Below are 12,240 nucleotides of genomic sequence, written 5' to 3'. Positions count from 1 at the left end.
CCTTTCGAGTTTAAGAGACCTTGAAGACACAAGCTGGCTTGCCGGCGATAGGGCCAGTGCAGCCTGCACAAAGCAGTTGCCTGGACACCAACCCTCGCACGCCTTGCATGACATGCTAAAGTCGCCCCCGTTCCCGCTCCACCCAACGGACCCCAGCATGCCCGCACTAGACGCCACTCTCACCCCCTGGCCGGAACTCGCCGCCCGCCACCCTTGCGACGCCCTGCTGCTGGGCAACGGCGCCAGCCGCGTGCTGTGGAAGCCGTTCGGCTACTTCTCGCTGTTCGAGGAAGCGCAACGTGCCGGGCGCAAGAAAGGCCTGGCCGTCAGCGACCAGGCACTGTTCAAGTCACTGGGTACGGAACTGTTCGAGCCGGTGCTCAGCGCCCTCAACACCACCGTGCGCACCAACGCCGCGCTGGCCATCAACTCCACCGCGCCGCTGAACCGCTACTACTCGATCAAGGAAGCGCTGATCCACGCCGTACGCACGGTGCACCTGCCGTGGCCACTCATGCCGGCCACGACCCTGGCAACCCTCAACCAGGCCCTGCGCGGCTACCGCAGCGTCTACACCAGCAACTACGACCTGCTGCTACCGTGGGCCGTGCAACACGCCCCGCAGGGTTTCGCCGAACTGTTCGACGAGCAAGGCTTCTTCGACGTGCGCCGCACCAACGGCGAAGGCACGCGGGTGCTGCACCTGCATGGCGGCCTGCACCTGCTCAAGCTGCCCGACGGTACCACCCGCCAACGCAGTGCCGACAGCGCCGAACTGCTTGATGGTTTTGCCGTGAACATCCCGGGCGAAGTGCCGCTGTTCGTCAACGAAGACCGCAGCGACGAGAAGCTGCGCGCCATCCGCAACTCTGACTACCTGGGCTGGTGCCTGGGGCAACTGGCGCGGGAAAGCCAGGGGCTATGCCTGTTCGGGCTGCACCTGGACAGCAGTGACCAGCATCTGCTCGAAGCCATCCGACAGGCCCGACCGACGCATCTGTCGATTGCCATAAGGCCGTTGAGCGAGGCATCGGTGATCAACCAGAAGCAGCATTTTGTCGACAGGTTCGGGGATATGCCGGGGACAATGCTGCACTTCTTTGATGCCAGTACGCATCCGTTGGGACAGGCAGAACTGGCTATCGAGGCGCCAGCTCGCACCTGATCGCTCAACGCAGTCAGTTGCAGGAGCTGCCTGGCGTCGTAACGTCAGAGCAACCCATCCGCACGCAACAACGTCTCCAGGCAATGCTCCTGCACCCCGTAAAAGGCCTTGAGCTGCCCGATCTTCTCCAGCAACGCGCCGTTGTCCCCTGCCTGGCGCCGCTTCACCGCAAGAATCATCTTGTTCTTGTTGGTGTGCTCCAGCGAGATGAACTCGAACACCTTGGTCTCGTACCCGCAGGCTTCGAGGTACAGCGCGCGCAGGCTGTCGGTCAGCATTTCGGCCTGCTGGCCCATGTGCAGGCCGTACTGCAGCATCGGTTGCAACAACCCCGGGCTGTGCAGTTGCGGGCGGATCTGCTTGTGGCAACACGGCGAGCACATGATGATCGCGGCGTTGCAGCGAATGCCGGTGTGGATGGCGTAGTCGGTGGCGATGTCGCAGGCATGCAGGGCAATCATCACTTCGATGGCCTCGGGCACCACGCTACGCACGTCACCACACTGGAACTCCAGGCCCGGGTGCTCCAGGCGCAAGGCGGCGGCGTTGCACAGGTCGACCATGTCCTGGCGCAGCTCGACGCCGGTTACCTGCGCTTCGCGGCCCAGGCTATTGCGCAGGTAGTCGTGCATGGCAAAGGTCAGGTAGCCCTTGCCTGAGCCGAAGTCGGCCACCCGTAGCGCCTGCTCCGCCGGCACCGGTGCACTGGCCAGGGCGTGGTCGAAGACTTCGATGAACTTGTTGATCTGCTTCCACTTGCGCGACATCGACGGTATCAGCGCGCCTTGTGCGTCAGTAACCCCGAGGTCACGCAGGAACGGCCGTGAAAGCTCCAGATAGCGCTTCTTCTCGCGGTCATGGCCGCTGCTGCTGGCAGCTTCGCGTGGCGCCTGTGCGCCGTGGCGCTGGAGCATGGGCTTGCCCTTCTTGCTGAAGGTCAACTGCACTTCACCGTCGGCATCGAACAGGTGCGCGTTGCGGAAGCTGTCCGGTAGCAGCTCGGCGACCAGCGCCTGGGCCTGCTCCAGCGCCAGATTGCGGGTGATGTCACGGGTCTGGTGGCGATAGACCAGCGACAGGCACGGCTGGCCCTTGACCTGCAGCGGCTTAGCAATGATCCGTTGCAAGGTCTGGTCGGCACCGACATGGCGCGCCAATACCAGTTTGACCAGGGTATTGCCATGCAGGGCGGCGTTCAGCAGGTCGAGAAACTGGGTGCGCGCATCCGGCGCGGATGGGGCAGAAGAACTGGCGGACATGGAAAAACGGTGCCTCGGGTAGCGGGGAGCGCATGGCGCAATGCACGCATTCTACAGGGTGGCTAACTTCCTGTGGGAGATCGCCCAGTCCTTTGGGCTGCGCTGTCGCGTAGGGAACCGAATTCGCAAGCGGTACGCGTACCCTGTGGGAGCGGCTTTAGCCGCGAAGAATCCAACGCGGTGCATGGCCCCGGCTGCGCCGGTGTTCGCGGCTAAAGCCGCTCCTACAGGGGGGCGCGTCAAGCCATCGGGGTTCGGCTCAATCGAGAATCACCAACCGGTTGGGCAACTCGTTACGTGCATGGGTAGGCGGCACATGTTCGCTGAGCAGTTCGCCGCATGCCTCGATGCACTCGACAAACCCCTGCAAGGTGCGGCCCTGGCGTACCTGTTCGGCAAGGCGGGCGACGATGGCCGCGCGGGCGGTGGCATCGAGATGGCGCTCAATACCGCGGTCGACCAGGATCTCCACATGCCGCTCTGCCTCGCTGACGAAGATCAGTACGCCCGTGGCACCAGCAGTGCGCTGCAGGTTCTGTTCGCGAAACTGCTGGCGGGCCAGGCGCGAAGCACGCCAGCGGCGCAGGGCCCGGGGGATCAGCCAGCCGGCCAGGCGCGGGCTGCGCAGCAGCAGGCACAAGCCTACGAACAGCAGCACATTGGCCACCAGCAAGCCACGCACTCCGGGCCAACCCAGCAGCCAGTGCAACAGGGCCGGCACGGCCAGCGCCAGCACGGCGGCCCAGAACAACGGCCAGTAGGCATAATCGTCGGCCCGGCGGGCCAGCACCGTCACCAGTTCGGCATCGGTGCGCCGTTCGGCACGGGCAATGGCTTCGGCGATCTGGCGCTGATGGTATTCGTCGAGGGGGGTCATGCCGTCGGTCTCTTGAGCGTTCTTATAGTTGTTGTCCCGGCATTCGGGGCTTCGTCCGCAGGCGACATATTCAGGCATAATCCGCCGCTGGAAGAAATGCCTGCGAATCGTACAACAATAGCCGCCTGAAAACTTCGGCCGCGCGCGTATCACCGTGGATACGGCACAGGCCTCACAACGGAATTGATGATGAAACTGTCTTTGCTGGGCCTGGCCATGGGCCTTGCCAGTCAGGCGGCACTCGCCGCCCCCTCCGCCCCGCCCCTGCAGGACAAGCAGGCGTTCATCGACCATCTGATCAGCCAGATGACCGAAGCCGAGAAGATCGGCCAACTGCGCCTGATCAGTATCGGGCCGGAAATGCCCAAGGATAAGATCCGCGAGGAAATTGCCGCCGGGCGCATCGGCGGTACCTTCAACTCACGCACGGCCCCCGAGAACCGCCCCATGCAGGACGCGGCGATGCGTAGCCGGCTGAAGATTCCGATGTTCTTCGCCTACGACACCGTCCACGGCGAACGCACCATTTTCCCGATCGGCCTGGGCATGGCCGCGACCTGGGACATGGACGCCGTCGCCAAGGTCGGCCGCACCGCCGCCATCGAAGCCGCGGCCGACGCCCTGGACATGACCTTCGCACCGATGGTCGACATCGCCCGCGACCCGCGCTGGGGCCGCACCAGTGAGGGCTTCGGCGAAGACACCTACCTGACCTCTAAGATCGGCCAGGTGATGGTCCGCTCGTTCCAGGGCAGCAGCCCGGCCAACCCCGACAGCATCATGGCCATCGTCAAGCACTTCGCCCTGTATGGCGCGGTGGAAGGCGGGCGCGACTACAACACGGTCGATATGAGCCTGCCGAAAATGTACAACGACTACCTGCCACCCTACCGCGCCGCGCTCGACGCTGGTGCCGGCGGGGTGATGGTGGCGCTGAACTCGATCAACGGCGTGCCGGCCACCTCCAATACCTGGCTGATGAACGACCTGCTACGCAAGGAGTGGAGCTTCAAGGGCGTGACCATCAGCGACCACGGTGCCATCCAGGAACTGATCCGCCATGGCGTCGCCCGCGACGGGCGCGAAGCCGCCAAACTGGCGATCAAGGCCGGCATCGACATGAGCATGAACGACACCCTGTACGGCGAAGAGCTGCCAGGCCTGCTGAAGTCTGGCGAAGTGACCCAGGCCGAACTGGACCAGGCAGTGCGCGAAGTGCTGGGTGCCAAGTACGACATGGGCCTGTTCAAGGACCCGTACGTGCGCATCGGCAAGGCCGAAACCGACCTGAAGGACTACTACGGCAACGACCGCCTACACCGCGATGCCGCGCGTGACGTGGCGCGCCGCAGCCTGGTACTGCTGGAAAACCACAACCAGACCCTGCCGCTGAAAAAGGCCGGCACCATCGCCCTGGTCGGCCCGCTGGCCGATGCGCCGATCGACATGATGGGCAGCTGGGCTGCCGACGGCAAACCGATGCACTCGGTGACCGTGCGCGAAGGCCTGCGCCGCGCCGTGGAGGGCAAGGCCAAGCTGGTCTACGCCAAAGGCTCCAATGTCACCGGCGACAAGGCGATGTTCGATTACCTGAACTTCCTCAACTTCGATGCTCCGGAAATCGTCGACGACCCGCGCCCGCCCGCGGTGCTGATCGACGAGGCGGTGAAGGCGGCGAAGCAGTCCGATGTGGTGGTGGCAGTGGTCGGCGAATCCCGCGGCATGTCCCACGAGTCGTCGAGCCGTACCACCCTGGAAATACCGGCCAGCCAGCGGGAGCTGATCAAGGCCCTGAAGGCCACCGGCAAGCCGCTGGTGCTGGTGCTGATGAACGGCCGCCCACTGTCGATTGCCTGGGAACGCGAGCAGGCCGACGCCATTCTGGAAACCTGGTTCGCCGGTACCGAAGGCGGCAACGCGATCGCCGACGTACTGTTCGGCGATTACAACCCGTCCGGCAAGCTGGTCATCACCTTCCCGCGTTCGGTCGGGCAGATCCCGATGTACTACAACCACACCCGTATTGGGCGGCCCTTCACACCGGGCAAGCCGGGCAACTACACCTCGCAGTACTTCGAGGAGCCGAATGGCCCGCTGTACCCGTTCGGCTATGGCCTGAGCTACAGCAGCTTCGAGCTGTCGGGGCTGAAGCTGTCGAACAAGGACCTCAAGCGTGGCGACACGCTGGAAGCCAAGGTGACGGTGAAGAACACCGGCAAGGTGGCAGGCGAGACCGTGGTGCAGTTGTACCTGCAGGATGTATCGGCATCGATGAGCCGCCCGGTGAAGGAACTGAAGAACTTCCAGAAGCTGATGCTCAAGCCTGGCGAGTCGCGCACGTTGAGCTTCCGCATCAGCGAAGAAGACCTGAAGTTCTACAATGGCCAACTGCAACGGGTTGCCGAGCCAGGGGAATTCAATGTCCAGGTCGGGCTGGATTCCCAGGCGGTGCAACAGCAGAGCTTTGAACTGCTGTAACTGACAGGTTTTGCCTGTACCGGCCCCTTCGCGGGCTTGCCCGCTCCCACAGGTACTCCGCAAGCAGATGGCCTGCGCGATACCTGTGGGAGCGGGTTCACCCGCGAAGAGGCCGGCCCTGATACCCCATTCATCCGGATCCGCCCCATGCCCTTTTCCGTTCGCGCCCTGCGTCTGGGGCTGATCTCCCTGCTGATCGTGCTGGGCACCGCCCTCAGCGCCGGCTGGGCCATGCACCAGGCCAAGCGCCAGGCCATGGAAGCCGACGCCCAGCGGGCCAGCCAGCAGTTGGGCCTGTACGCCAATGCCCTGCACACGCTGATCGACCGCTACCGCGCCCTGCCCGCCGTGCTGGCGCTGGACCCGGAACTGATCGCCGCCCTGCGCGGCCCGGTCAGCGAACCGATGCAGGACGCCCTGAACCGCAAGCTCGAACGCATCAACGGCGCTGCCAACTCCTCCACCCTCGAACTGCTCGACCGCACCGGCCTGGCCATCGCCGCCAGCAACTGGCGGCTGCCCAGCAGCTATGTGGGCTCCAACTACGGTTTCCGCCCCTACTTCAAGCAAACCCGCAGCCAAGGCAGTGGCCGCTTCTACGCAGTCGGTGTGACCAGTGGCGTGCCGGGCTACTTCCTCGCCAGCGCGGTGAACGACGAGCATGGCCGCTTCCTCGGCGCCATGGTGGTGAAGCTGGAGTTCCCCGAGCTGGAACGCGAGTGGCGCCAGGGCAGCGACATCCTGCTGGTCAGCGATGCCCGTGGCATCACCTTCATCGCCAACCAGGACGGCTGGCGCTACCGCGAGCTGCAGCCGCTCAATGGTGCCGACCGTGCCGAACTGGCCGAAACCCGTCAGTACGACAAGCAACCGCTGGTGCCGCTGCAGCACCAGGTGCTGACCCGCTTTGCCGCCAACAGCACCCTCAGCCGCGTGCAAGGCCCGGAGGGTAGCGCCGAGTACCTGTGGGAAAGCCTGCCGCTGGAAAGTGAAAACTGGACCTTGCATCTGCTGCGCAAGCCGCAGGTGGCCGCCGACGGTCGCAATGCCGCCCTCGGCGCCGCCGCCGTATGGCTGAGCCTGGTGTTCGCTGCGCTGTTCGTCAGCCAGCGCCTGCGCCTTGCCCGCCTGCGCCAGCGTAGCCGGGAGGAGCTCAAGCGCCAGGTCGAGGAACGCACCCGTGAGCTGCGCACCGCCCAGGAGGGGCTGGTGCAATCGGCCAAGCTGGCGGCGCTTGGGCAGATGTCGGCGGCCATGGCCCATGAAATCAACCAGCCGCTGACCACCCAGCGCATGCAGCTGGAAACCCTGCGTCTGCTGCTCGACCATGGCCGATATGACGAAGCACGCCAGGCACTGGAGCCGCTGGAGCAGATGCTCACGCGCATGGCCGCGCTCACCAGTCACCTGAAAACCTTCGCCCGCAACAGCCCGGTCGGCCTGCGCGAACGCCTCGACCTGGCCACCGTGGTCGACCAGGCACTGCACCTGCTGGAGGCGCGTATTCGCAGCGAAGAAGTGGAGGTAGCCCTGTACCTGGCGCGCCCGGCCTGGGTGCGCGGCGATGCCATTCGCCTGGAGCAGGTGCTGATCAACCTGCTGCGCAATGCCCTCGACGCCATGGCCGACAAGCGCTACAAACGCCTGGAAATCCGCATCGAGCCCGACGGCGAGCTATGGCGCCTGAGCGTGCTGGATTCGGGTGGCGGCATTGCCGAGGCCAACCTGGCCAAGGTCTTCGACCCATTCTTCACCACAAAGCCGGTGGGTGAAGGCCTTGGGCTGGGGCTAGCCATTTCCTACGGCATCGTCCACGAGGCCGGCGGCAAGCTGCAGGCCGAAAACCTGCCTGGCGGTGCGCGCCTGAGCCTTACCCTCCCCCGTGACCTGGAGCCTGCATGTTGAATTCAGTGATCGTCGTCGATGATGAAGCCAGTATCCGCACGGCGGTCGAGCAATGGCTGAGCCTGTCGGGCTTCAGCGTGCAACTGTTCGCCCGCGCCGAAGAATGCCTGGCACACCTGCCACGGCACTTTCCCGGGGTGATCATCAGCGATGTACGCATGCCGGGCATGGATGGCCTGCAGTTGCTCGAACGCCTGCTGGCGGACGACCCCGACTTGCCGGTGATCCTGCTGACCGGCCACGGCGATGTGCCCATGGCAGTGGAAGCCATGCGCAGCGGGGCCTACGACTTCCTGGAAAAACCTTTTACCCCGCAGCACCTGCTGGGCAGCCTGCGCAGGGCCCTGGAAAAGCGCCAGCTGGTCTTGGAAAACCGCCGGCTGCACGAGCAGGCCGATCTCAAGTCACGCCTGGAAGGCACACTGCTGGGTATGTCCCAGGGCCTGCAACAGCTGCGTCGGCAAGTGCTGGACCTGGCCAGCCTGCCGGTCAATGTGCTGATCCGCGGCGAAACCGGCAGTGGCAAAGAGCGCGTGGCCCGCTGCCTGCACGATTTTGGCCCACGCGCCGGCAAGCCGTTCGTCGCCCTCAACTGTGCAGCCATCCCCGAGTCGCTGTTCGAGGCCGAGCTGTTCGGCCATGAAAGCGGCGCTTTTACCGGTGCCCAAGGCAAGCGCATCGGCAAGCTGGAGTACGCCAACGGTGGCACGGTGTTCCTCGACGAAATCGAAAGCATGCCACTGGCCCAACAGGCCAAGCTGCTGCGGGTGATCCAGGAACAGAAGCTGGAACGCCTGGGGGCCAACCAGAGCATCAGCGTCGACCTGCGCATCATTGCCGCGACCAAGCCCGACCTGCTCGAAGAAGCCCGCGCCGGGCGCTTCCGCGAAGACCTTGCCTATCGCCTGAACGTGGCCGAGTTGCGCCTGGCGCCGTTGCGTGAACGGCGTGAGGACATTCCACTGCTGTTCGAGCACTTTGCCCGTGCCGCCGGCGAAAAGCTTGGTCGCGCAGCCCCGCCACTGTCGGGCGCGCAACTGGCGCAGCTGCTGTCGCATGACTGGCCGGGCAACGTGCGTGAGCTGGCCAACGCGGCGGAACGCCATGCATTGGGGCTGGGCTCGCCGAACATCGAGGTGACGCCTGCCGGGCAGTCGTTGAGCGAACAGATGGAAGCGTTCGAGGCGCAATGCCTGCGCGCGGCGCTGCGCCAGCACGGGGGCGAAATCAAGGCGGTGATGGAGGCCTTGCAGCTGCCGCGGCGCACGCTGAACGAAAAGATGCAGCGGCATGGGTTGGTGCGCGAGGACTTCATCGAGCGGGAATGAGCGGAAATCCGCCTATCGTGCGCGCTCACTAAGCAAATAACCGCTCATTAGCAGGATTCTTTTGGGACTGCGTTGCAGCCCTTCGCGGGCACGCCCGCTCCCACAGGGAAACGCGAAGAGTCAGACGTCACGCGGTCCCTGTGGGAGCGGGCGTGCCCGCGAAGGGGCGCACAGCGCCCCCATTTGAAGCCCAATGCACCCATTTGGCACACCTTCTGCAATCACCTGTGCAAGCTGCGCCACGGCGCGCTCCACAAAAACAACGAGAAGGTATCCCTGATGGATAATGCCACCTCCCTGCCAGCCGGGGCGTCCACCGCGCCTGCCACAGAAAAAACCACCGCCAGCCGCCTGAAGTCGATCTTCAGCGGGTCCATCGGCAACATGGTCGAATGGTACGACTGGTACGTCTACGCCGCATTCTCGCTGTACTTCGCCAAGGCCTTCTTCCCGGCTGGCGATTCCACCGCACAATTGCTCAATACCGCCGCGATCTTCGCCGTGGGCTTCCTCATGCGCCCGATCGGTGGCTGGTTGATGGGCCTGTACGCCGACCGCAAAGGCCGCAAGGCCGCATTGATGGCCTCGGTACTGCTGATGTGCGCAGGCTCGCTGGTCATCGCCCTGACCCCGGGTTACGAAACCATCGGAGTCGCCGCACCCATCCTGCTGGTCATTGCACGCCTGATGCAGGGCCTGTCGGTGGGTGGTGAATACGGCACCTCGGCCACCTACCTCAGCGAGATGGCCAGCAAGGACCGCCGTGGCTTCTTCTCCAGCTTCCAGTACGTCACCCTGATCTCCGGCCAGCTCATCGCCCTGGCGGTACTGATCGTCCTGCAACAGACCCTGACCACCGAGCAGCTGTATGCCTGGGGCTGGCGCGTACCGTTCGTGATCGGTGCGCTGTGCGCCGTGGTGGCCCTGTACCTGCGTCGCGGCATGGAAGAAACCGCCTCCTTCACCAAGAAGGAAAAGGCCAAGGAAAGCCTGATGCGCACCCTGCTGCGCCACCCCAAGGAGCTGATGACCGTGGTCGGGCTGACCATGGGCGGCACCCTGGCCTTCTACACCTACACCACCTACATGCAGAAGTACCTGGTCAACACCGTTGGCATGAGCATCAGCGACTCGACCACCATCTCGGCCGCCACGCTGTTCCTGTTCATGTGCCTGCAGCCGGTGATAGGCGGCCTGTCCGACAAGATCGGTCGACGCCCGATCCTGATCGCCTTCGGCGTGCTCGGCACCCTGTTCACCGTACCGATCCTCAGCACCCTGCACACCATCCAGACCTGGTGGGGCGCGTTCTTCCTGATCATGGCGGCGCTGATCATCGTCAGCGGCTACACCTCGATCAACGCCGTGGTCAAAGCCGAGCTGTTCCCCACCGAAATCCGCGCCCTGGGCGTGGGCCTGCCGTACGCGCTGACCGTGTCGATCTTCGGCGGCACCGCCGAGTACGTGGCCCTATGGTTCAAGAGCGCCGGCATGGAGAGTGGCTTCTACTGGTACGTGACCGCCTGCATCGCCTGCTCGCTGCTGGTTTACGCGACCATGAAGGACACCAAGCAGCACTCGCGGATTACCACTGAGTGAGTGTGAGCTTGCGGTAATGAAGAAGGGCGCCCCGTTTTCGGGGCGCCTTTTTTCATACATGCGAATGCGTCATGCAATCCAGGTGTACGGTTTGAGGGCTCCAGCGCATGCGAGACGCACCGCGCGGACGGCGCTTGGTTTCAGCAACAGCGCAAACAACAAGCCATACCTCCGAAGCCTTCTGATGAGCCGATTAGAAATCCTATTCGGCTCACAATGTGAGCCGAATAGCCCAATTAATCGGCTCACTGGTATCGGAAAGCAGGCTCAGGACATCTCCAACGCCTGACGCGGCTCACGGCGCTGGTACCAGGTGGCCATCAGCACCAGTACCAGCAACACCCCGCCCAGCACCGCCGAAGAGCCGACCGTGCCGAAGTCCAAACCGCCCTTCTCGTGGGGCTTGGTGAGGAAATCGCCCAAGGTGGCGCCGAACGGGCGGGTAAGCACGAACGCGACCCAGAACAACACCACGCCAGGGATGCGTGTCCAGTAGCGGGCCACCACTACCAAGGCGATGGCACTGCCTATCAACAGTGCGCCACCGGCAAAACCGAGCCCCGAGTCATCGGCCAGGTAATCACCCAGCGCCGTGCCGAGGGTGTTGGAAAACAGGATCGCCACCCAGTAGAACAATTCCCCCGTGCGGTTCTTGATGCGGGTGACATCCAGCGGGTTGCCGCTCAGGCGCCATACCAGGAAGGTCAGCAGCAAGATGCCGATGAGGATGGCCGAACCCGCGGCGTAGCCCAGGCCCAGGGTGCGGTCCATGAAGTCGGACATGGTGGTGCCGGCGGTGCTGGTGGAGAGGATCACCAGCCAGTACAGCATCGGGTGGTAGCGGCGCGAGTACAGCTGGCCGAGCAAGGTCAGCAGGAACACGCTGACAAGCAGCAACGAACTGAGGGCATAGCCGATGTTCAGGGTCATCGACAGCAAATCCCCCGCCGTTTCGCCAAGGGTGGTAGCGCAGATCTTCATGACCCAGAAGGCCAAGGTGATTTGCGGAAGTTTGTTCATTGTTGTGCCGCTCCGGTTTGAGGTGCGGCGATGGTGCTGAGCAGCATTTGAAAAATCGGTTGGTGATGTATGAAAAATGCGTTCAGCAGCCTTCAATGACAAATTTTTCATCCTTAACGCCCCATTAATTCCACCGCCTCAAGCTGAAATGGCTGGCAGAACGTCGACGCATGGGCGGACACCTGAGCCAGAACCGCTGCCCGAGCCACAAGATGCATGCCAACACATATCGAACTATTCGATTTTTAAGCACTACTATTTGCGCTTTTTAATCAAATTAATCGGCGTAGGATTAAACCCATAGAAACAAAACAACCTCAAAAACCCCTGGAGCAACGACCATGAAAAACAAACTGATCCTTACCCTGGCCCTCTCGGTTTTCGCTGCTGGCGCTTTCGCCGAAGATGGCTTCAACCGCACCAACGCCCACACCTTCGCAGCGACCCAGAGCCAATCCGCTGCCTACGCTGAAGATGGTTTCGACCGTACTGGCGGCCAGCGCTTTGCTGAAGATGGCTTCGACCGCACCGGTGGCCAGCGCTTCGCTGAAGATGGCTTCGACCGCACTGGTGGTCAACGCTTCGCCGAAGACGGCTTCGACCGCACTG

9 protein-coding genes are annotated in these 12,240 nt (G+C 63.6%); 6 read left to right on the top strand and 3 right to left on the bottom strand.

The features are described from left to right. Nucleotides 1-157: 157 nt before the first annotated feature. Complete coding sequence (locus MJ643_RS20905) at nt 158-1,165, top strand: DUF4917 family protein (protein WP_013974018.1); 1,008 nt, start codon at nt 158-160, stop codon at nt 1,163-1,165. A 44-nt stretch (nt 1,166-1,209) separates the two neighbouring features. On the opposite strand, the gene MJ643_RS20900 is transcribed toward MJ643_RS20905, so the two are convergent. Further along, the gene (locus MJ643_RS20900) at nt 1,210-2,424 is read right to left on the bottom strand and encodes an SAM-dependent methyltransferase (RefSeq protein ID WP_013974019.1); all 1,215 of its coding nucleotides are present in this window, start codon (nt 2,422-2,424) and stop codon (nt 1,210-1,212) included. A gap of 259 nt (nt 2,425-2,683) precedes the next feature. Next, the gene (locus MJ643_RS20895) at nt 2,684-3,301 is read right to left on the bottom strand and encodes a TPM domain-containing protein (protein WP_013974020.1); all 618 of its coding nucleotides are present in this window, start codon (nt 3,299-3,301) and stop codon (nt 2,684-2,686) included. Nucleotides 3,302-3,487: 186 nt separating this feature from the next. Between MJ643_RS20895 and bglX the strand changes: the two genes are divergently transcribed. The 4 genes from bglX (at nt 3,488) to MJ643_RS20875 (ending at nt 10,611) form a co-directional block, all read left to right on the top strand. Then, nucleotides 3,488-5,779: a beta-glucosidase BglX gene (bglX, locus tag MJ643_RS20890; RefSeq protein ID WP_196184452.1), complete on the top strand. Its 2,292-nt coding sequence runs from the start codon at nt 3,488-3,490 to the stop codon at nt 5,777-5,779. Between the two features lie 147 nt (nt 5,780-5,926). Next, nucleotides 5,927-7,684, top strand: a complete 1,758-nt coding sequence (locus MJ643_RS20885) for an ATP-binding protein (RefSeq protein WP_024087686.1) — start codon at nt 5,927-5,929, stop codon at nt 7,682-7,684. Continuing rightward, nucleotides 7,678-9,012: a sigma-54 dependent transcriptional regulator gene (locus MJ643_RS20880; RefSeq protein ID WP_038410115.1), complete on the top strand. Its 1,335-nt coding sequence runs from the start codon at nt 7,678-7,680 to the stop codon at nt 9,010-9,012. The genes MJ643_RS20885 and MJ643_RS20880 overlap by 7 nt, the downstream gene beginning before the upstream one ends. A 279-nt stretch (nt 9,013-9,291) precedes the next feature. Further along, the gene (locus tag MJ643_RS20875) at nt 9,292-10,611 is read left to right on the top strand and encodes an MFS transporter (protein ID WP_003258436.1); all 1,320 of its coding nucleotides are present in this window, start codon (nt 9,292-9,294) and stop codon (nt 10,609-10,611) included. 267 nt (nt 10,612-10,878) lie between these two features. Here MJ643_RS20875 and MJ643_RS20870 read toward each other — a convergent pair whose 3' ends face one another. Beyond that, complete coding sequence (locus MJ643_RS20870) at nt 10,879-11,631, bottom strand: membrane protein (RefSeq protein ID WP_013974024.1); 753 nt, start codon at nt 11,629-11,631, stop codon at nt 10,879-10,881. A gap of 341 nt (nt 11,632-11,972) precedes the next feature. Here MJ643_RS20870 and MJ643_RS20865 point away from each other — a divergent pair. Beyond that, nucleotides 11,973-12,240: heme utilization protein (locus tag MJ643_RS20865; protein WP_247726999.1), on the top strand; the 268-nt coding region annotated here is incomplete at its 3' end.

The sequence above is a fragment of the Pseudomonas sp. PNPG3 genome (assembly GCF_023093815.1).
Taxonomy (GTDB): domain Bacteria; phylum Pseudomonadota; class Gammaproteobacteria; order Pseudomonadales; family Pseudomonadaceae; genus Aquipseudomonas; species Aquipseudomonas asiatica.
The sequence above is the reverse complement of the archived record's forward strand: the minus strand, read 5'-3'. Positions and strand labels throughout refer to the sequence as shown.

What these genes read in the sequence shown, in the direction of transcription:
- MJ643_RS20905 (WP_013974018.1), top strand. Translation starts at nt 158, where the DNA reads ATGCCCGCACTAGACGCCACTCTCACCCCCTGGCCGGAACTCGCCGCC.
- MJ643_RS20900 (WP_013974019.1), bottom strand. Translation starts at nt 2,424, where the DNA reads ATGTCCGCCAGTTCTTCTGCCCCATCCGCGCCGGATGCGCGCACCCAG.
- MJ643_RS20895 (WP_013974020.1), bottom strand. Translation starts at nt 3,301, where the DNA reads ATGACCCCCCTCGACGAATACCATCAGCGCCAGATCGCCGAAGCCATT.
- bglX (WP_196184452.1), top strand. Translation starts at nt 3,488, where the DNA reads ATGATGAAACTGTCTTTGCTGGGCCTGGCCATGGGCCTTGCCAGTCAG.
- MJ643_RS20885 (WP_024087686.1), top strand. Translation starts at nt 5,927, where the DNA reads ATGCCCTTTTCCGTTCGCGCCCTGCGTCTGGGGCTGATCTCCCTGCTG.
- MJ643_RS20880 (WP_038410115.1), top strand. Translation starts at nt 7,678, where the DNA reads ATGTTGAATTCAGTGATCGTCGTCGATGATGAAGCCAGTATCCGCACG.
- MJ643_RS20875 (WP_003258436.1), top strand. Translation starts at nt 9,292, where the DNA reads ATGGATAATGCCACCTCCCTGCCAGCCGGGGCGTCCACCGCGCCTGCC.
- MJ643_RS20870 (WP_013974024.1), bottom strand. Translation starts at nt 11,631, where the DNA reads ATGAACAAACTTCCGCAAATCACCTTGGCCTTCTGGGTCATGAAGATC.